This is a genomic window from Enterobacter sp. PI-10, from assembly GCF_027947695.1.
GTDB classification, from domain to species: Bacteria; Pseudomonadota; Gammaproteobacteria; order Enterobacterales; family Enterobacteriaceae; genus Enterobacter; species Enterobacter vonholyi.
This window is the reverse complement of sequence record NZ_JAJNOG010000002.1, coordinates 235,913-255,144: the sequence shown is the minus strand read 5'-3', so window position 1 is coordinate 255,144 and position 19,232 is coordinate 235,913. Positions and strand designations below refer to the sequence as shown.

The window sequence follows — 19,232 nt, the reverse complement described above, 5'->3', positions numbered from 1 at the left end:
GTCAAGGGATCAGTTGAGGGCGCTGGTGGCGGTCATGGCAACGGTTTTGGCGTTAACCGGCATACCCGACATAAACACTTTCTGTAAACCCTCGACGATGACTTTGTCGCCAGGATTCAGCCCCTGCCGCACGATGCGTAAACCGTCTACCAGACGACCCGGCGTAATGTCGCGACGCTGCGCTTTCCCCTCTTTATCGACGATATAAACGTATTTACGATCCTGATCGGTCAGCACCGCCTTGTCGTCAATCAGCGTGGCTTTGAATTCCGCGCTGCCCGGCAGGCGTACGCGGGCAAACAGTCCCGGCGTGAACTGACGCTGTGAGTTATCCAGCAGCGCGCGCATGCGGATTGTCCCGGTGCTCGGCGTGAGCTGGTTATCCAGGAAATCCACTTTGCCCTGGTGGGGATAGCCCTCCTCGCCCGTCAGGCCAATCTCAACCGGCAGCGCCCTGTGATTGCTGGACGCCCCCTGCCCGCTGCGGGCCAGATTTTGATAGTGAAGATAGGTTGACTCGTCCACGTCAAAGTAGACGTACACCGTCTTCTGCGAGACCAGCGTGGTGAGGACGCTGGCGGTATCGCCCGCAGTCACCAGGTTCCCGCTGGTGATCAGCGCCCGGCTGGCGCGACCGTCGATAGGCGCGGTCACTTTGGTGAAGTCCAGGTTGAGCTGGGCTGCGTCAACCGCCGCCTGCGCGGCGCGAATGTCGGCCTGCGCCTGAACGGCAGCCGAACGTCGCTGCTCCCACTCTTCCCGTGAGACCAGATGGGTATTGATCAGCTTATCGGTACGGTTAGCCTCACTTTGCGCGAGGCTGGCCTGCGTTTTGGCCCTCGCCAGGTTCGCCTGCGCCTGTTCCAGCGCGGCGCGATAGGTACGGTCATCAATAGTGAACAGCACCTCGCCCTTCTTCACTTCCTGGCCGTCGGTGTAATTCACCTTATCAATGTAGCCGGAAACGCGCGGGCGCAGCTGAACGCTCTCCACCGCTTCAATCCGGCCGTTAAAGCTATCCCACTGGCTAATCGATTTCACCACCACGTCAGCGGCACTCACGGCAGGCGCAGGTGGCGCGGCATTTTGCGCGACGCTGTTATCGCATCCGACGAGCAGCACGGAGAGCAATATTGCCCCCAGCGCGCTCAGATGAGAATTACCCCAGGTTTTTTGCAGGCTCATTATTTTTATTCCGATAATTGTCGCCACCGGGCAAGACGCAGCAGGAGGCACCGCGCCACTTCCTTTGTCCGGGGGCTGTCTTAAGGCCATTTGTGTCGTTCATCGCCACAAAACTGTAACAGTTGCGAATACACTATTCGCGGCGATTGTAGGAAGGCGCTTAACTAAGTGCAAGAATAATTGTTGCACTTTATGTGCTATTTGAGCGGATGTGAAAAGACCCGTTTCGGTCAGGGATTTAAATGCAACAATAAAACTTGCAATTACTGAAAAAACGCGCCACCTTTAAATGCAACAGACAAAGATACTTTTTCATCCGCTACGTGGGGGTAACCAGATGAACACTGGCGCATTTATGCATGATTTACTCGACTGGATCGACAACAACCTGGACAGTCGCCTGGACATTGAGACCGTCGCCAGGCGTTCCGGCTACTCGAAATGGCACCTCCAGCGCCTGTTCAAAGAGCATACGGGCTATCCCCTCGCCGGGTATATTCGTGCGCAAAAGCTGCAAAAATCGGTTGAGCGGTTATCCCACAGCGACGAACCGATTCTGAACGTGGCGATCGCGCTGGGCTTTGACTCCCAGCAGTCCTTCAACCGCAGCTTTAAGCGTCAGTATGGTCAGGCGCCTGGGGCATGGCGGCGCAGTATAGGTGGCCCCGAAACGCAGCAGCTTCGCCAGTAATGCATATTTTGCTGCAACATCGATCTGTTGCTGATATACTGTATATAAACACAGTATAGCGAGGTGCACGATGGCTGTTGAAACAAAATTTGTTGTCGTAAGAAAAGGTGAAGAGAAAATGACATTTGCCAGTAAGAAAGAGGCTGACGCTCACGACAAGCTGCTTGATATGGCCGACGCGTTCACCGACTGGCTGTTGCAAAGCGGAATGCAGATGGATGAAACGCAGGCTGAAAATCTTGGCCTGTATCTCGCCGAGCAGAAAGAGACCGTGCAGCATATTCTGCGTACCAGCAAGCTTCCCGATCTCACTGCTCCAGCGGTAGCGGATAAAACAGAATCCGATGCGGCTGACACGAAAAAAATCAGGGCTGTGAAAGCGGCCTGATTGTCTGAACAATCATCACCAATTTTGAACTATTCACCAGGCCCGGCAGCCAATTCCGGGCTCCCCCTTTGCCAGAGATTCGCTTCTTAATAATTGCTCTTTCATTCTTAATTGACAGTCATTGCACGTCATGCCTGCGATCGTTTTTTAACTGATGGCTTCATCAGGTATAAATATTGCTGATGTCTTATGAAACATTTTAATAATGAAGGAATTAGCTGCAGTTCGTAGTGATCTTCATGTTTGGATGAGATATAACCTGCTGCGGAAATTAACATTCTTGTAACGTTGATAAGGCTAAACAAATGAAGCAGGTTGGTATTGTTGGTTGGCGAGGAATGGTTGGTTCTGTTTTATTACAGAGAATGGTCGAAGAGAACGACTTCGACGATATCTCAGCGCATTTTTACAGTACTTCAAGCGCCGGGGCCGCCGGTCCAGTCATTGGCGGCGTCAGCTACACACTCAAAGATGCTAATTCCATCAGTGACCTGGCCGAAATGGATATCATCATTACCTGTCAGGGCGGTGATTACACAAAAGCAATCTATCCTGCTTTGATTAATTGTGGCTGGCAAGGCTACTGGATTGACGCGGCCTCAGCGCTACGGATGGATGAGAAAGCCTGCATTATTCTCGACCCCGTCAATCGCCCCACGATTGATCGTGCCGTTAAAGAGGGAATTAAACTTTTTGTCGGTGGCAACTGTTCCATCACGCTGAGTCTTATGGGGCTGGCAGGGTTGATTAAGGCTGACCTGATCGAATGGATGAGCGTTATGACCTATCAGTCTGCATCAGGTGCGGGGGCGCAATATGTCAGGGAATTAATTGTTCAAAGTGCCTGGATCAGTGAGCATTTGTCCTCTGATGAACTGGCATCATCAGGTTCAGTGCTGCCTTTAGTCAATAAAGTCAGTGCGTTAATTAACAGCGCTGACATGCCGATACAGAATTTCGGCGCGCCTTTAATGGGCAGCATTATACCGTGGATTGACAGCGATTTAGGGGATGGTAATAGCCGTGAAGAGTGGAAAGGTGAAGCCGAAACAAACAAAATTCTTGGTTTGTCTCCTGGTGCGATCCCGGTAAATGGATTGTGTATTCGTGTTGGCGTGATACGCTGCCACAGCGCCGCAATCACCCTGAAGCTCAGGCGTGACGTCAGCGAAGAAGAATTTGCAGCGTTAGTGACGCATTCTCATCCCTGGGTTAACTATGTGCCCAATAACAAGGTTGAAAGCGTCAGTAAATTGACCCCGGCTTATATCAGCGGTTCGCTTCAGGTTGGTATTGGCCGTTACAAGAAAATGTCACTCAACAACGATCCAATATATTCGGTTCTGACGGTTGGCGATCAGCTATTGTGGGGAGCGGCGGAGCCCTTGCGCCGCATGTTGAATATTCTGCTGGGCAAAATCTAAGACATATTTTCTGAATAAAAGCATCTATTGAACAGGTGCTTTTATTGTATTGTCTCAGCAGGTTCGTGCCAACGCCGCCAAAATCATTTCACGCGCGTGACGCAATACCGATTTTATTTCGCCTGCCGGGATATCAGCGAGCCCCAGTCCGCGTAGCAGGAATATGCCTTCTACAGCGAGAAACGCGTGCCTGACATCGGCCATCTCCTCTCCAGCCTCGCGTAGCGGTTCGAGGAGTGTGCGATACAGGTTGCGAGCGGGCGCCAGCATACCTGGCGCATGCACGAGAGCCGTAATAAGAAACGCCGCCATCTGTGTTACAGCATCCTCTTCCTCCAGCGCTTCCTCGATGTGCGCAAGAATTAATTCTCGTGGCCCTGCGGCGGTAGCTGTAAGACGCTGACTGACTGCCTGCTGGAAACGCGTCACTTCGCGCTCAAGCACGGCGTAAATCAGGCCATCCTTTGATGAAAAGGTATACACAAGGCCGCCTTTACTGATGCCAGCACGTTCCGCGACGGCATCCAGCGTAAATACGCGCCCTCCAGACTCAAGGATGATGCTTTCAGCAGCATCTAAAACCAGCTCCCGATCGATTTCTTTTTTGCGCGTCACGATTTCCCCTTGCTTAATTCGACTGATCAGTCGGATAATGTTTTCGACTGGCCAGTCACATTAGCACTGCAAGCCTTGCCCAACAAGATTGCAATGCGCTCATTCCCTGATAAACCTATGAAAGACAAGAAAATGAATGAATTATTACCCTCTGCAGCACTCGCACATTTTGTGATGAAAGTGAATGATGTTGATGCCAGCTATGCATTTTACCAGGGGCTAGGCCTGCGTGCGCTCGACAAATTTCCGGGCATGGCGATTATTGAGTTACGCGGCGGCACCCATTTATTGTTGACCGAAAAGGATGTGCCTGAAACGCAGAGTCTGCATATCAGCCGCGTTGGTCAGCGGCCAGATTTTGCTGCAGAAAAAATTGATCTCATGATCGCGGGCCATTCCAGATCGGAACTTGAAACGTATCGAACTGGCCTCATCGCAAAGGGATATTCAGCTCAGGAAATTGCGCAGGAAACGCTATTTGGGCATCATTATTTTTCCCTACAGGATCCGGATGGAAACGGTATAAGTTTCTATACCAGCCACTGTAGCCAACAGCCTGTTTAAATCAGTTTTAGACTGCGAAGTGCTCTCCGAAAGTGCTTCGCACTACTACCTTCAGCTGCCCCCACCAAATTTTGCCCCAGCCTCTGACGCACAACGGGTGTATTGTTTCAAAACAATTCATTCCTCTAAAGGACACCTGCGCAATGATCACCATTCTCGGCAAAACCACCTCCATCAACGTTCGTAAAGTGCTCTGGACCTGCGAAGAAGCGGGCATCGCGTATCAACAGGAAGATTACGGCAGCGGTTTCGCCTCGACGGAAACGGATGCCTTCCGCGCCCTGAACCCCAACGCCATGGTGCCGGTGTTGATTGATGGTGATTTCGTGTTGTGGGAGTCCAATTCCATCTGCCGTTATCTGGCGCGCAAGGCCGAACGTCACGATCTGCTGCCCGCAGAACCGCAGGCCTGTGCCAACGTAGAGCGCTGGATGGACTGGCAGGCCACTGAATTTAACAACGCCTGGCGCTATGTCTTCCCGGCCCTGGGGCGTAAAAACCCGGCCTTTAACGACCCCGAGCGTATTGCGGCAGGAATCAAGGAGTGGAACCACTGCATCACCATTCTGGAACAACAGCTGCAGCGCACCGGGGCCTTTGCGGCGGGCGAGACGTTTACCCTCGCTGACGTGGTGCTTGGGCTGTCGGTGAATCGCTGGAAAATGACGCCGTTTGATAAGCCAGACGTGCCCGCCATTGAGGCCTGGTTCGAGCGCCTTAACCAGCGTCCGGCATTTTTGCGTCACGGCAATAACGGCATGGTGTAAAACTTAATGCCTGAATGAATACCGCAACGAGGCTGTTTTTTTAATTACGAAACCCTGATTGTCGCCAGAGGGAATAATAATTAAGCCATATCCTGGACAGCCCGTTGCACCGCTTTGCTAGCCTGAATAGTCAGGCAAAGCTCAACCCGGAGGTATTCTTGCTGATTAAACTCAAAAAAGAACGAACGCATCAGGAGGATCGCCGGCTTGCTCTCTGGCTGGCGACCTCAGCAGGTTTGCTGAACGCCATCGCCCTCGGGGCATTTGGCTTTTTCCCCTCACACATGACCGGCAACACCTCACAATTATCCAGCGAAGTTTCTTCTACCGATCTGAGCGATATTATTTTCTTCGGCTCGATAATTCTCTCTTTTGTGGCTGGCGCCATTATTGCGCGCACGATCGTCATATGGGGTATTATCCATAACGTCAGGCTGGTTTTTTGCCAAATCCTTTTTGTCGAGGGGATATTACTGACCGGCGTTTCCTTTTACGAAATGTATTTCCATGCGCTCACCAGCAATCGCGAGATTATTCTTTTTCTCTGCTTTCTGATGGGCATTCATAATTCCACCTCCACGCAACTTTCCGGCGGACGGGTAAGATCGACGCACATTACCGGCACGCTAACGGACGCGGGGATTTCCCTGGCCTCCGTCATGGTGGCGATGCTGCGCAGGGATTACTCCAAAGATACGGCGGCGCAAAAAAGCCAGCTAAAAACCCACTTAACCACCCTATTTTCATTCATTACGGGCGGTATTGCGGGGCTGCTGCTGTTCAGATGGATTGGCTTCAACGCCATGCTGGCGCTGGGGTTGATGCTCGCGGTTGTCGCCACCGTCTCAATTATCACCGTCTCGTCGCGGGTTCGACGGGTTCGCGCTGGCGTCTGAGGGTTGCAACTGCCCCAGCAGGCGCTGCATGTTGTCATCACAGGTGATGCCCTCCGGCCTGTGGGTGATACTAGTGACCAGGTCCAGCAGCTCTCTTCGGTTTTCCTCCAGCTGCTTCTGCATCGCCTCTATTTCAGCAATGCGTGTCTTCAGGGACTGGATCAGTCCCTCATGATCCCAGCGCTGTTGCGGCTGCGGCAAGAAGCGCCGTATTTGCTCAAGGGTGAACCCGGTCCGTTGTGCATTGTCGATAATGTTCAGCAGCGCAACCGCATCAGCGGAATAGGTACGGTACCCGTTCCCCTGCCTGACGGGTCGCGGCAGTAAGCCTTCCGCCTCATAAAACCGAATGCGCGACGGGGTAATTCCCGTCATTTTCGACAGCTCGCCAATTTTCATTTCGTCCGCTCTGGCATATTGACCTTAAAGTTAACTTTAAGCTTAAACTTTTTATGCGGTCAACCGGATCGTCATCTCATCAGGAGCTAAAATGCACACTATTCTGGGCGCCAGCGGGCAAATTGCCCGTGAACTTGCCCGCGAGCTTAAACGCGAATATACCGACGAGATCAGGCTGGTCAGCCGCCATCCGCAGAAAGTCAACGCCAGCGATAGCACGGTTGCAGCCGATCTCCTGGATGCGCAGCAGACGCAGGTAGCGATTAACGGTAGCGATACGGTCTATTTTACCGCCGGTCTGCCGCCTGATTCCGCGCTGTGGGAGCGTCATTTTCCGACCATGCTGGACAATGCCCTGGAGGCCACGCGTAAGGCGGGGGCAAAATTCGTCTATTTCGACAACACCTATATGTACCCCCAGAGTAACGTGCCGCAAACCGAAGAGACGCACTTTGCGCCCCGGGGGCGGAAAGGCCACGTGCGCGCCCTGATGGCAAACCGGGTGCTTGACGAAATGCAACGGGGCGACATTCCCGTCCTCATCGGTCGGGCGCCGGAGTTTTACGGGCCTGAGAAAACGCAGAGCTTCACCAATACGCTCATTATCGACAGGCTTAAGCAGCATAAGCGTCCGCGCGTTCCGGTGCGTGACGACACGCTTCGCACCCTCATCTGGACGCCGGATGCCAGTCGCGCGCTCGCTCTGCTGGGCAATACCCCTGAGGCCTACGGGCAGACGTGGCACTTGCCCTGCTGCGATGAAAGGCTGACGTACCAGCAGTTCGTCACTCTCGCCTGTGAGGTCTTTGGACAGCCAGCGGACTACTCCGTCCTCGTCAAGTTGGCCTTCGCCGCGACGGCGCTGTTTTCGCAAGGCGCGCGCGAAATGCGCGAGCTGTTGCCCCGGTACGAGGCTGACAACCTGTTTGATTCGACGAAGTTTAAAGAGCATTTCCCTGCGTTCACCGTTACGTCATACCGGAAGGGACTCGAGAACATCTGGCAAGAGTGGAAATCAAAAGAGCCCGGTGCAGCGTAATTACGGCGCCGCGTCACCGGGAATGCGGTGTATTATTCGTGACAACGTCACATTAAAATCTCTTCTTTAGGACTATTCTGCCCGTCACACAATCAGGCCTTACGCCGTAAGGCCTGGCTTAAGGTTGTCACTGTTTTCATAGGGTTACTGATTTTACCCCTTCGCTGGAACCCTTCCCAAACGCTTGCTATAGGTGAAATACCCCTGCCGAAACATGGCATAACAACAGGCAACCGGTGGTTGCTATAACGCATGCGCACAGGGAGACACACCGCAATGCACCCATTACTCAAACGTTCGCTGCTGTTTGTCGGCGCGATTATCGTGGTTCTCTCCCTCCTCGTCTGGGGGATCGGGCTGGAGACCATCAAAGCGCGTCGGGTTGACCTGATCTATCTCGGGCAACAGCATATGATTCTGGTTTTCTCATCAATGTTCTTTGCCCTGCTGGTGGGTATTCCGGCGGGTATTCTGCTGAGCCGCCCGGCCGCGCGGGGTATCGCCGAATATGTGATGCAAATCTTCAACGTAGGCAACACGCTGCCGCCGCTGGCCGTGCTGGCACTGGCGATGGTGGTGATCGGCATTGGCGATACGCCCGCCATTATCGCCCTGTTCCTCGCCTCGCTGCTGCCGATCGTGCGTAATACCTATGCCGGGCTGTGCTCGGTCCCGCCGTCGCTGCTGGAAGCGGCAAACGGCATCGGGATGACCAAATGGCAGCGTCTGCGCCAGATTGAGCTGCCAGCCGCCTGGCCGGTGATGCTCTCCGGCATTCGCATTGCGACCGCCATTAACGTTGGTACCGCGCCGCTGGCGTTCCTGATTGGCGCCAGCAGCTACGGCGAGCTAATTTTCCCCGGCATTTATTTGAACGATTTCCCGACCCTGATCCTCGGCGCGGCGGCCACCGCCCTGTTCGCCCTGATCCTCGATACCCTGCTGGCGGCGCTGGGTCGCGTGATGAGTCCCCATCTCGCTCGATAACAATAACAAGGAGCTTTTATGAGACTTATATCCGGCCTGACGGCGATGTGTGCCGCGGCGCTGTTCACCGGCCAGGCGATGGCGGCCCCGCTGATTCTGGCAACCAAGAGCTTTACCGAGCAGCATATTCTCTCGGCGATGACCGTGCAGTACCTGCAAAAGAAAGGATTCCAGGTTCAGCCGCAAACCAATATCGCCACGGTGATTTCCCGTAACGCGATGATCAACAAGCAGATTGACATGACCTGGGAGTACACCGGCACGTCATTAATCATCTTTAACCACATCAACAAGCGCATGTCGCCAGAGGAGTCTTACGAGACGGTGAAACGTCTGGACGCGAAGCACGGTCTGGTCTGGCTCAAGCCCGCCGACATGAACAACACCTATGCGTTCGCCATGCAGCGCAAGCGCGCCGAGGCGGAACATATCAACACCATGTCGGAGATGGTGGCCAAGATTGAGCAGATCCGTAAAACCAACCCGGACAAAAACTGGCTGCTGGGTTTAGACCTGGAATTTGCCGGGCGCAGCGACGGCATGAAGCCGCTTCAAGCCGCCTATAAGATGGATCTGGAGCGCCCGCAAATCCGTCAGATGGACCCCGGACTGGTCTATAACGCGGTGCGCGACGGCTTCGTCGACGCCGGGCTGATTTATACCACCGACGGCCGCGTGAAGGGCTTCGACCTCAAGGTGCTGGAAGATGATAAAGGCTTCTTCCCGAGCTACGCGGTGACACCGGTGGTGCGTAAAGACACGCTGGAGGCCAACCCCGGCCTGGAAGAGGCGCTCAACACCCTCTCGGCCCAGCTCAACAACGACGTTATCACCGAGCTGAACAAAAAGGTGGATATCGACCATCAGTCACCGCAGCAGGTCGCCCGTGATTTCCTGCGTAGCAAACAGCTGCTGTAGGAGGCGCTATGGAGACGATTCACTACATTCTGGACAACTGGGACTACCTGTTAACCCTGACGCTGCAGCATCTGTGGCTGGTGGCGCTGGCCGTGGGCTTAGCCATTCTCATCGGCGTCCCGCTGGGCATTCTGATTGTTCGCCACAAGTGGCTGGCAACGCCGGTGCTGGGGATTGCCACCATCGTGCTGACCATTCCGTCCATTGCGCTGTTTGGCCTGATGATCCCGCTGTTTTCGCTGATCGGTCAGGGAATTGGCGCCCTGCCCGCGATCACGGCGGTATTTCTCTACTCGCTGCTGCCGATTGTGCGTAACACCCATACGGCGCTCGACAGCCTGCCGCCCGGCCTGCGTGAAGCCGGACGCGGTATCGGCATGACCTTCTGGCAGCGCCTGCGCTGGGTCGAAATCCCGATGGCGCTGCCGGTGATTTTCGGCGGGATCCGCACCGCCGTGGTGATGAACATCGGCGTGATGGCGATTGCCGCGGTGATCGGCGCGGGCGGTCTGGGCCTGCTGCTGCTCAACGGCATCGGCGGAAGCGATATTCGCATGCTGATTGCGGGCGCGCTGATGATTTGTCTTTTAGCGATTGTGCTCGACTGGCTGCTGCACCGTCTGCAGGTGGTTCTGACTCCGAAGGGGATTCGATAATGATAAAACTGGAAAACCTCACCAAACAATTTTCACAGAAGCACGGCCAGACCTTTAAGGCCGTCGACAACGTTAACCTGAACGTGCCTGAAGGGGAAATGTGTGTGCTGCTGGGCCCGTCCGGCTGCGGGAAGACCACCACACTGAAGATGATTAACCGCCTCATTACCCCAAGCAGCGGGACGATCCTGATCAACGGCGAAGACACCAGCGGGATGGACACCGTCACCCTGCGCCGCAACATAGGCTACGTGATCCAGCAGATTGGCCTGTTCCCGAACATGACCATCGAAGAGAACATTACCGTTGTGCCGCGCATGCTGGGCTGGGATAAAGCGCGCTGTAAAACCCGCGCCGAAGAGCTGATGGATATGGTGGCGCTGGATCCGCATAAGTTCCTGAATCGTTATCCGCGTGAGATGTCCGGCGGCCAGCAACAGCGCATCGGCGTGATCCGCGCCCTGGCGGCGGATCCTCCGGTACTGCTGATGGATGAACCCTTCGGCGCGGTGGACCCGATTAACCGCGAGGTGATCCAGAATCAATTTCTGGAGATGCAGCGCAAGCTGAAAAAAACCGTCATGCTGGTGAGCCACGATATCGATGAGGCTCTGAAGCTTGGCGACCGTATTGCGGTGTTCCGTCAGGGGAAAATCGTGCAGTGCGCCAGCCCGGATGAACTGCTGGCGAAACCGGCGAACGAGTTTGTCGGCTCGTTTGTCGGTCAGGACCGCACCCTGAAGCGCCTGCTGCTGGTCTCGGCGGGCGACGTCACCGACCAGCAGCCGACCATTACGGTGCGGGGCTCTACTCCGCTCCCTGAAGCCTTTGCGACCATGGATGATAACGATATTCGCGCGATTACCGTGGTTGACGAGCACGGCAAGCCGCTGGGCTTTGTGAAGCGTCGCGAAGCGCGTAACGCCAGCGGAACCTGCGCCGACATCCTGCATCCGTTCCGCATGACCGGCAAGGCGGAAGACAACCTGCGCGTGGTGCTTTCACGCCTGTATGAAAGCAACACCAGCTGGATGCCGATCGTGGATGAGGACGGTCGCTACAACGGCGAGATTTCTCAGGACTATATTGCCGAGTATCTCAGTTCAGGGCGTACGCGCCGGGCGCTCAATATTCATAGCGAGAGCTAACCTTTCTGGCCGGGCATCGCCCGGCTTTTTCGCACGCATACCTTTTGCTAACCCCGCGATTTGCCGCCACAATATTGTATCGTCCCCGTTTACTCGCGACTCATGCAACGTCTTCATACGTACCCCGACATCCGCGCGATGTTTCGCCGACTGCTGATTGCCACCGTCACCGGCGTGCTGGCCGCGCTGGCCGTTGCAGTATTCCGCCACAGCATGTACCTGCTGGAGTGGCTGCTTCTCAGCAACGACAGCGGCAGCCTGGTGAATGCCGCCGCCTCGCTCTCACCCTGGCGGCTCGCGCTGACGCCCGCGCTGGGCGGGCTGGCTGCCGGACTGTTGCTATGGGGATGGCAACGGCTGACCGCCCAGCGGCCTCATGCCCCTACCGATTATATGGAAGCGCTGGAGACCGGCGACGGCCAGTTTGATTACGGCGCCAGCCTGGTGAAATCCCTTGCCTCACTGCTGGTCGTCGCCAGCGGAAGCGCCATCGGGCGTGAAGGGGCGATGATCCTGCTTGCCGCCCTCGCCGCCTCCTTTTTTGCCCGGCGCTTTACGCCCAAATCTGAATGGAAGTTATGGATCGCCTGCGGCGCCGCGGCCGGGATGGCCAGCGCCTACCATGCTCCGTTAGCCGGAAGCCTGTTTATTGCGGAGATTCTGTTTGGCACCCTGATGCTGGCCTCGCTCGGCCCCGTCATTATCGCGGCGGTGGTGGCGCTGCTCACCACGCAGCTCCTGGCGCCGGGTACCGGCACGCTCTACGCGGTCCATTTGAGCGGCACACTCACCGCAGCCGATTATGCCCTGCTGGTCTCCATGGGGCTGCTGGCAGGGCTTTGCGGACCGCTGCTGATGGGGTTGATGGCATTCAGCCACGCTCTTTTCCTGCGCCTCAAACTTTCGCCGCCGTGGCAATTAGCGCTGGGCGGTACGATCGTTGGGCTGCTGTCTCTTCTGACGCCGAAGGTGTGGGGGAACGGCTACAGCGTGGTTCAGGCTTTTCTGCTCGCTCCGCCGCTGCTGTCGGTGATTGCCGGGGTGTTCATCTGTAAATTGCTGGCAGTGCTGGCGAGCAGCGGGTCGGGCGCGCCGGGCGGGGTGTTCACGCCGACGCTGTTTGTCGGCATGGCGACGGGCATGCTGTTTGCACAGCTTTTCGCGCTGTGGCTGCCGGGTTCTGAAACGGCTATTTTGCTGGGGCTGGCAGGGATGGCAACGCTACTCGCCGCGACCACGCATGCGCCTATTATGTCGGCACTGATGGTCTGTGAAATGACCGGACAGTATTTTTTACTGCCCGGCCTGCTGGTCGCCTGCGTGGTGGCGTCCGTATTGTCGCGGACGTTACGCCACGACTCTGTCTACGGTCAGCACGCCACCGAGGGCAGAGAGATCGATGTAGTGCGCTAGCTCGCGCTGCTCGGCGCGTGGCAAATAAGGCAGCTCGCCGACTAATGGGCCAGGCAGTTTGGTGCTCAGCACGTCAATAATCTCGGCGTAGTGCGCCAGGCCCGGGTTGATGCGGTTTGCCACCCAGCCAATCAGCGGCAGGCCGTCATTGGCAATCGCCTGCGCCGTCAGCAGCGCGTGGTTGATGCACCCTTCCTGGATCCCTACCACCATTACCACCGGAAGCTGCTCCTGCACAACCCATTCAGACAGCGGGCGCAAATCATTCATCAGGCTGCGCCAGCCGCCCGTCCCTTCAACCACTACGTGGTCAACCTTCTCGCTCAGGTTCGCCAGTCCGTCGGACAACAGGGGATAATTAATCAGGCCGCTGTGCGCTACGCTGCTCTCCTCTTCGCTTAACGCAATGGGATTGACCGCGTGATAAGGCAGTTCCAGTGACGAGACGCTTTGCAGCACCAGGGCGTCTTTATTACGCAATCCTTCTGGCGTCTCTTTACTGCCTTTTGCGACCGGTTTGTACCCTGCCACGCGTTTACCGCTTGCTGCCAGCGCCTGCAGCAATGCGCGGGATACGACGGTCTTGCCGACAGAGGTATCTGTACCAGTAACAAAGAAACGCTTAAGCATGACTCACTCCACCTCTTGGGTATGCTTCGAAAATATAAACCAGGTAAATAATTCAGTGGAGGAAGTCTACGGGATGCATGCGCTACCCGGCTTGAGATAGCGCAATTTTTCTTACATCAGCGGAAAAGAGTTAACCCTGTAGCAGGCGGATCAACAGCGAGCCGTTATACATGGCATCTTTGACCAGCGCCGCGCCTGCCATCGTGCCCTGGTTGGAAAACTGGGTGCTTTCTACCGCAATATTTTTGCTGTAGGCGGGAAGCGACTGCTGATGGATACAGGCCGAGATCGCCGGGAAGAGGATTTCCGCCGCCTGGCTCAGCGGTGAGCCAATGAGGATTTTTTGCGGGTTGAAGAGGTTCACCATAATGGCCAGAATGCGGCCAACGTTATTCCCTACTCCAGTAATAATGTCCTTCGCCAGCAGATCGCCCTGGCGCGCGGCGGCGCAGAGGGAATCCACCGTTAAGGGCTGTCCGTGCAGCGAGGAGCTCATGGACTGGCTGAGCCTGACCTGCGCCAGTTCCAGCACGCTTTCCACGCTGGCAATGGTCTCGAGACAGCCGTGGTTCCCGCAGTAGCAGCGCTTGCCGTAAGGGTCGACCTGGGTATGTCCGATTTCCACCAGGCTGCTGCTTCCGGCGTGGAGAAGCCGTCCGTCGGTAATCACCCCCGCGCCGACGTTATGGTCGATAACCACCTGAATCACATCCCGCGCGCCGCGGGACGCGCCGAACAGCGCTTCCGCCATCGTCCAGGCGCTGATGTCATGCTGAATATAGACCGGCACGCCGGTATGGTTTTTCAGCACCTCTCCCAGCGGCATCTCTTTCACATCGTCGTAGAACGGCATGCGGTGAACAATACCATTTTCGGTATCAATAATACCCGGCATGGTGATGGCGATCGCCGTTAAGCGTTCAAGGCGCTGCTGATGGCGGATAAAGAAGCGATCGATGTGCGAGACAATCGCCTCAAGGAGCGACTCCTCGGCGTTGAGCGGCAGTTCAAGACGGTCTTCCACCACCAGCTTGCTGCTCAGGTCGCGCAGCGCAAGGAAGATCTCCCCCCGGCTGATGCGCAGCGACAGATAGTGCCAGGCCTCCGTCTCCACCACCAGCCCAACGGCCGGACGGCCACGGCTACCCGGCTCCTGAATTTCCGTCTCCTGAACCAGGTGTGCTTCCAGCATCTCGCGGACTATCTTGGTGATACTGGCAGGTGCCAGCTGTGCCAGGCGCGAAAGATCGATACGCGAAACCGGACCAAGCTGATCAATCAGGCGATACACCGCGCCAGCGTTGGTCTGCTTAATCTGATCAATATGCCCTGGCTGACTATCCGCGACCACCTCGTACTCCCTTATTTTCGAGCTTCGAAATAAACTGTTGGCTATGGTGAAGCACTTGTATGGCTGCCGTCAAATATTTACTTAGCCATGTGATTTACCGCACATTTTTGCCCACTTTTGCCTGAAAATGCTGCCCGGCGGAGGCGTTCATCAACTGCTGTTTGAAACGCTGCGCGGCGTGGCTCTGTTCTCGATGTTTTGACCAGACCAGCCACATCTCTGAAACGGCATCCTCTTCGGCAATGGTTACCCAGCGCATTTCGCGCAGTTGTACCCGTTTAAAGGAGGCTGGAAGAATAGAGACGCCCAGCCCGGCGGCGACCAGGCCGATAATCGTCATCGCTTCCCCGACTTCCTGGGTGATCACCGGGGCAAGATCGTAGCGGCGCATCAGCCCCAGGATATCGTCATACAGACCCGTTCCGACCTGCGGGTCAAAAAAGACAAACGGCTCTTTTGCCAGCTCTGCCAGCGAAACCGCCGGACGCGACGACAGCGGGTGATCGTGCGGGATCATGGCCATCAGCGGCTCACGCAGGATCACCTCCCATGCCAGCGAGTCCGGCAGCTGGGTATTACGCATCAGCCCCAAATCCAGCGAACCTTCATTTAGCGGCGCAATCTGCTCGCGGGTATTGATCTCGCGCGTTTGAATGTGAACATCCGGGAAATGGCGGCGGAATGACGACAGGGTTTCCGAGACGGCGCTGATAAACGGCGCGGACGAGGTAAACCCGATGCGCAACTCTCCGGCTTCCCCGAGATAGAGCCGTTCTGCCCGGGCGGCGGCGTCATCGACCATGCTCAGAATTTGTCGGCTGTCGTTCAGAAACTGCTTACCCGCCGCCGTCAGGCTCACGCTGCGGTTGGTGCGGGCCAGCAGGCGCGCCCCGACCTGCTGCTCCAGGATCTGAATCTGCTGGCTTAACGGTGGCTGAGAGATGTTTAGCCGTGCCGCCGCGCGGCCAAAATGCAGCTCTTCGGCGACGGCGACAAAGTAGCGGAGATGACGCAGCTCGATATTCATATTTATAAAGTATCATTTAAGATTATTAATATATTAGACAGAATATTTACATTTTCCTACCCTTAACAGGTGGTCATACCCGTCACCAGAAATCACGGGGATGTTTAAGCAAGGAAACTGTGTGAGTCGTACAACTACTATTGATATCGATCCGGCCAGAGATATCAATGATTTACCCGCAGCATCGCAGCCGGTTCAGTTCATTAAACGTGGTACTCCCCAATTTATGCGCGTCACGCTGGCGCTCTTTTCCGCCGGTCTGGCAACCTTCGCCCTGCTCTATTGCGTACAGCCGATCCTGCCCGTTCTCTCCCATGAGTTTGGCGTATCGCCTGCCAGCAGCAGCGTTTCACTCTCTATTTCTACCGGCATGCTGGCGATTGGCCTGCTCTTTACCGGGCCGCTGTCCGACGCCATTGGCCGTAAACCGGTGATGGTAACCGCGCTGATGCTGGCCTCGGTCTGTACGTTACTCTCGACCATGATGACCAGCTGGCACGGTATTCTGGTGATGCGCGCGCTGATTGGGCTCTCGCTTAGCGGCGTGGCGGCGGTCGGGATGACCTATCTCAGCGAGGAGATCCACCCGAGCTTTGTTGCCTTCTCTATGGGGCTTTACATCAGCGGGAACTCGATTGGCGGAATGAGCGGACGTCTGCTGAGCGGGGTATTCACGGACTTCTTTAACTGGCGTATTGCGCTGGCAGTCATCGGGTGTTTTGCGCTGGCATCTGCCCTGATGTTCTGGAAAATTCTGCCGGAATCGCGTCATTTCCGCCCGACCTCGCTGCGCCCGAAAACGCTGTTTATCAATTTCCGTCTGCACTGGCGCGACAAGGGGCTGCCGCGCCTGTTCCTGACCGGCTTCCTGCTGATGGGCTCGTTCGTCACGCTGTTTAACTATATTGGCTACCGCCTGATGCTCTCGCCGTGGCATCTGAGCCAGGCGGTGGTCGGCCTGCTTTCCGTGGCGTACCTTACCGGCACCTGGAGCTCGCCGAAGGCCGGGGCGATGACCGCACGCTATGGCCGCGGCCCGGTCATGCTGTTCTTCACGGCGATGATGCTGGTCGGCCTGTTGCTGACGCTCTTCTCCTCCCTGTGGCTGATTTTTGCCGGCATGCTGCTCTTCTCCGCAGGGTTCTTCGCCGCGCATTCGGTCGCCAGCAGCTGGATTGGACCGCGCGCCCGTCGCGCCAAAGGTCAGGCATCGTCGCTGTATCTGTTTAGCTATTACCTGGGATCCAGCATCGCCGGGACGCTCGGCGGTGTCTTCTGGCATAACTACGGCTGGAACGGCGTGGGCGGGTTTATCGCGCTGATGCTGTGCGCCGCGCTGCTGGTTGGCGCAAGTCTTCATAAACGTCTGAGATAATACGCCTGCGGGCTGATGTCCGTTAAGACGCGCCATCCACAAAAACGGCACCAGCGTACTGGTGCCGTTTCACGTTCAGGAATCCCATGCCTGCTCTATCTTACCGGCTTCAAACTGCGGAGGCGGTTTGCGGAAACGGCGCGTGAGCCACGTCAGGTAAAGGATCCCCAGTGCCGCCCAGATGAGGCCAAGCGTCAGGGACGTCGCTTCGAGGTTTATCCACAGCACGCCGACCGTGACGGCACCGATGAGCGGCAGCAGGAGATAGTGGAAACGATCTTTCCACGTTTTGTTCAGCCCCTTACGCCGCCAGAAATGGTTGTACACCGAGAGATTAACAAACGTAAACGCCACCAGCGCGCCAAAATTGATCAGCGCCGTCGCGGTCACGAGATCGAAGTACAGGGCCGACAGCGCCACTATCCCAACCATAATGACGTTCAGGGCCGGCGTACGCCATTTCGGATGCACGTAGCCAAACACCCGCTCCGGAAACACGTTGTCACGCCCCATCACATACAGTAAGCGCGAGACGCTGGCGTGCGAGGCCAGGCCTGAAGCGAGCGTATTCACAAACGTGGTACACAGAAACACCGACTGGAAGAGCTTGCCGCCCACGTACAGCGCTATTTCCGGCAGCGCGGCGTCCGGGTTCTTGAAGCGCGCGATCGTCGGGAAAAAGAGTTGCATGAAAAACGAGGCAACAATGAATATCAGCCCGCCATACAGAGCGGTGAGGAAAATCGCTTTAGGGATCACCCGCGCCGCGTTTGGCGTCTCTTCCGACAGCGTGGTGACCGCGTCAAAGCCGAGGAAAGAGAAGCAGACGATAGTCGCGCCGGTAATAATCGGGATCAGATGTGCGTTCTCGCTGATAAACGGCTGGAGCGACCAGACGGTGCCGACGCCCTCCCCCTTGTGCAGACCGTGCACCACGAGTATGACAAACACCACCATGATGGCGATCTGCACCAGCACAAACAGGGTGTTAAAGTTGGCGACCAGATTCACACTCTTGAGGTTCGCCAGCGTCAGGATCGTTACAAACCCCACCACCCAAACCCACGGCGGGACTTCAGGGAACAACGCGGAAAGGTAGATCTTCGCCAGCAGCACGTTGATCATCGGCAGGAAGAGATAATCCAGCAGCGATGACCAGCCGACCATAAAGCCTAAGTGGGGTCCGATCGATTTCTGCGTGTAGGTATACGCAGAGCCTGCTTCCGGGAACTGTCGTACCAGTTTACCGTAGCTGATGGCGGTAAACATGACGCCAGCCAGCGCCAGGAGATACGAGGCGGGCACGTGGCCGTTGCTGATACCGGACACAATGCCGAAGGTATCAAACACGGTCATGGGGGTGAGATAAGCCAGCCCCATCATGACCACCTGCCAGAGCTTGAGGGAACTGCGCAGCCGGGTTCTTCCGGCCATGCCCGGCGAGTCAAGAGAGGTGTTAGTCGCCATAAACCGTCCCCCCCATGCTTACCGTGGTTTGCAATCGCGCTGTCCTTAACGCAAACCTGCTTAGCAAAGGGGGAAGTTGTAAAGAACACACGCGATCGTACCAGCGCACCGTCTCTGGCTCGCACTCACAGCAGGCGCCTGACTGGCCCCCTTCGCCCTGCGGATAGTTGAACATCTGCATCATTTCCTACCTCGTCACACAGTGTCGTTAAGAAAATCCCTGTGCCGCCTGCGCTCCATAACGCGACTCCCGGGAGATAGCTGGCGTGCCAGCAAACAGTTAGGCCAGGCT

General features: G+C 56.3%; 21 protein-coding genes. 13 read left to right on the top strand and 8 right to left on the bottom strand.

Annotated features, from left to right (window positions below; translation table 11 throughout):
* Positions 1–9: 9 nt before the first annotated feature.
* Positions 10–1,185, bottom strand: a complete 1,176-nt coding sequence (locus LRM19_RS05745; protein ID WP_271367778.1) for an efflux RND transporter periplasmic adaptor subunit — start codon at positions 1,183–1,185, stop codon at positions 10–12.
* A gap of 337 nt (positions 1,186–1,522) precedes the next feature.
* On the opposite strand from LRM19_RS05745, the gene LRM19_RS05740 reads away from it, so the two are divergent.
* From LRM19_RS05740 to asd, 3 genes are all read left to right on the top strand, one after another.
* The gene (locus tag LRM19_RS05740) at positions 1,523–1,876 is read left to right on the top strand and encodes a helix-turn-helix domain-containing protein (RefSeq protein WP_115874926.1); all 354 of its coding nucleotides are present in this window, start codon (positions 1,523–1,525) and stop codon (positions 1,874–1,876) included.
* Between the two features lie 70 nt (positions 1,877–1,946).
* On the top strand, positions 1,947–2,264 hold the full coding sequence (locus LRM19_RS05735) for a YebG family protein (protein WP_059365166.1): 318 nt from the start codon (positions 1,947–1,949) through the stop codon (positions 2,262–2,264).
* A 305-nt stretch (positions 2,265–2,569) separates the two neighbouring features.
* Positions 2,570–3,688: an aspartate-semialdehyde dehydrogenase gene (gene asd, locus LRM19_RS05730; protein ID WP_127730623.1), complete on the top strand. Its 1,119-nt coding sequence runs from the start codon at positions 2,570–2,572 to the stop codon at positions 3,686–3,688.
* Between the two features lie 54 nt (positions 3,689–3,742).
* On the opposite strand, the gene LRM19_RS05725 is transcribed toward asd, so the two are convergent.
* Positions 3,743–4,303 (bottom strand): TetR/AcrR family transcriptional regulator, encoded by a 561-nt coding sequence (locus LRM19_RS05725; protein WP_136194774.1) that lies wholly within the window; start codon positions 4,301–4,303, stop codon positions 3,743–3,745.
* A gap of 9 nt (positions 4,304–4,312) precedes the next feature.
* On the opposite strand from LRM19_RS05725, the gene LRM19_RS05720 reads away from it, so the two are divergent.
* From LRM19_RS05720 to LRM19_RS05710, 3 genes are all read left to right on the top strand, one after another.
* Positions 4,313–4,867, top strand: a complete 555-nt coding sequence (locus tag LRM19_RS05720) for a VOC family protein (protein WP_271367777.1) — start codon at positions 4,313–4,315, stop codon at positions 4,865–4,867.
* Between the two features lie 143 nt (positions 4,868–5,010).
* The gene (locus tag LRM19_RS05715) at positions 5,011–5,634 is read left to right on the top strand and encodes a glutathione S-transferase family protein (RefSeq protein WP_045910392.1); all 624 of its coding nucleotides are present in this window, start codon (positions 5,011–5,013) and stop codon (positions 5,632–5,634) included.
* 158 nt (positions 5,635–5,792) lie between these two features.
* Positions 5,793–6,530, top strand: coding sequence for a YoaK family protein (locus tag LRM19_RS05710; protein WP_048222910.1), 738 nt, complete (start codon positions 5,793–5,795; stop codon positions 6,528–6,530).
* Here the strand turns inward: LRM19_RS05710 and LRM19_RS05705 are convergent.
* Positions 6,480–6,929: a MerR family transcriptional regulator gene (locus LRM19_RS05705; protein ID WP_045910390.1), complete on the bottom strand. Its 450-nt coding sequence runs from the start codon at positions 6,927–6,929 to the stop codon at positions 6,480–6,482. The genes LRM19_RS05710 and LRM19_RS05705 overlap by 51 nt on opposite strands.
* A gap of 91 nt (positions 6,930–7,020) precedes the next feature.
* Between LRM19_RS05705 and LRM19_RS05700 the strand changes: the two genes are divergently transcribed.
* The 6 genes from LRM19_RS05700 (at position 7,021) to clcB (ending at position 13,090) form a co-directional block, all read left to right on the top strand.
* A complete protein-coding gene (locus LRM19_RS05700; RefSeq protein WP_271367776.1) occupies positions 7,021–7,968 on the top strand; it encodes an NAD-dependent epimerase/dehydratase family protein in 948 nt (315 codons plus the stop codon).
* 276 nt (positions 7,969–8,244) lie between these two features.
* Positions 8,245–8,955, top strand: coding sequence for an osmoprotectant ABC transporter permease OsmY (osmY, locus tag LRM19_RS05695; protein WP_271367775.1), 711 nt, complete (start codon positions 8,245–8,247; stop codon positions 8,953–8,955).
* 18 nt (positions 8,956–8,973) lie between these two features.
* Positions 8,974–9,873 carry an osmoprotectant ABC transporter substrate-binding protein OsmX gene (osmX, locus tag LRM19_RS05690; RefSeq protein ID WP_442876244.1) on the top strand — a complete coding sequence of 300 codons (900 nt, stop codon included), beginning with the start codon at positions 8,974–8,976 and terminating at the stop codon, positions 9,871–9,873.
* An 8-nt stretch (positions 9,874–9,881) separates the two neighbouring features.
* Positions 9,882–10,529, top strand: coding sequence for an osmoprotectant ABC transporter permease OsmW (gene osmW / locus LRM19_RS05685; RefSeq protein WP_014169860.1), 648 nt, complete (start codon positions 9,882–9,884; stop codon positions 10,527–10,529).
* The gene (gene osmV, locus LRM19_RS05680; protein ID WP_115874918.1) at positions 10,529–11,677 is read left to right on the top strand and encodes an osmoprotectant ABC transporter ATP-binding protein OsmV; all 1,149 of its coding nucleotides are present in this window, start codon (positions 10,529–10,531) and stop codon (positions 11,675–11,677) included. Before osmW ends, osmV begins: the two co-directional genes overlap by 1 nt.
* 102 nt (positions 11,678–11,779) lie before the next feature.
* Positions 11,780–13,090, top strand: a complete 1,311-nt coding sequence (gene clcB, locus LRM19_RS05675) for a voltage-gated ClC-type chloride channel ClcB (protein WP_271367774.1) — start codon at positions 11,780–11,782, stop codon at positions 13,088–13,090.
* Here the strand turns inward: clcB and bioD are convergent.
* The 3 genes from bioD to LRM19_RS05660 all read right to left on the bottom strand — a co-directional run bounded on the left by bioD (position 13,025) and on the right by LRM19_RS05660 (position 16,098).
* On the bottom strand, positions 13,025–13,720 hold the full coding sequence (gene bioD, locus LRM19_RS05670) for a dethiobiotin synthase (RefSeq protein WP_115874916.1): 696 nt from the start codon (positions 13,718–13,720) through the stop codon (positions 13,025–13,027). The genes clcB and bioD overlap by 66 nt on opposite strands.
* Before the next feature lie 130 nt (positions 13,721–13,850).
* Complete coding sequence (mlc, locus tag LRM19_RS05665) at positions 13,851–15,071, bottom strand: sugar metabolism global transcriptional regulator Mlc (protein ID WP_111965729.1); 1,221 nt, start codon at positions 15,069–15,071, stop codon at positions 13,851–13,853.
* A 94-nt stretch (positions 15,072–15,165) separates the two neighbouring features.
* On the bottom strand, positions 15,166–16,098 hold the full coding sequence (locus LRM19_RS05660; protein WP_127730601.1) for a LysR family transcriptional regulator: 933 nt from the start codon (positions 16,096–16,098) through the stop codon (positions 15,166–15,168).
* A 121-nt stretch (positions 16,099–16,219) separates the two neighbouring features.
* Here LRM19_RS05660 and LRM19_RS05655 point away from each other — a divergent pair, with 121 nt between their 5' ends.
* Positions 16,220–17,473, top strand: a complete 1,254-nt coding sequence (locus LRM19_RS05655) for an MFS transporter (RefSeq protein ID WP_111965727.1) — start codon at positions 16,220–16,222, stop codon at positions 17,471–17,473.
* A 75-nt stretch (positions 17,474–17,548) separates the two neighbouring features.
* Here LRM19_RS05655 and LRM19_RS05650 read toward each other — a convergent pair whose 3' ends face one another.
* Both LRM19_RS05650 and LRM19_RS21185 read right to left on the bottom strand, forming a co-directional pair.
* The gene (locus LRM19_RS05650; protein WP_045284883.1) at positions 17,549–18,940 is read right to left on the bottom strand and encodes an APC family permease; all 1,392 of its coding nucleotides are present in this window, start codon (positions 18,938–18,940) and stop codon (positions 17,549–17,551) included.
* On the bottom strand, positions 18,930–19,115 hold the full coding sequence (locus LRM19_RS21185) for a YmjE family protein (RefSeq protein ID WP_418251760.1): 186 nt from the start codon (positions 19,113–19,115) through the stop codon (positions 18,930–18,932). The genes LRM19_RS05650 and LRM19_RS21185 overlap by 11 nt, the downstream gene beginning before the upstream one ends.
* Positions 19,116–19,232: the final 117 nt, after the last annotated feature.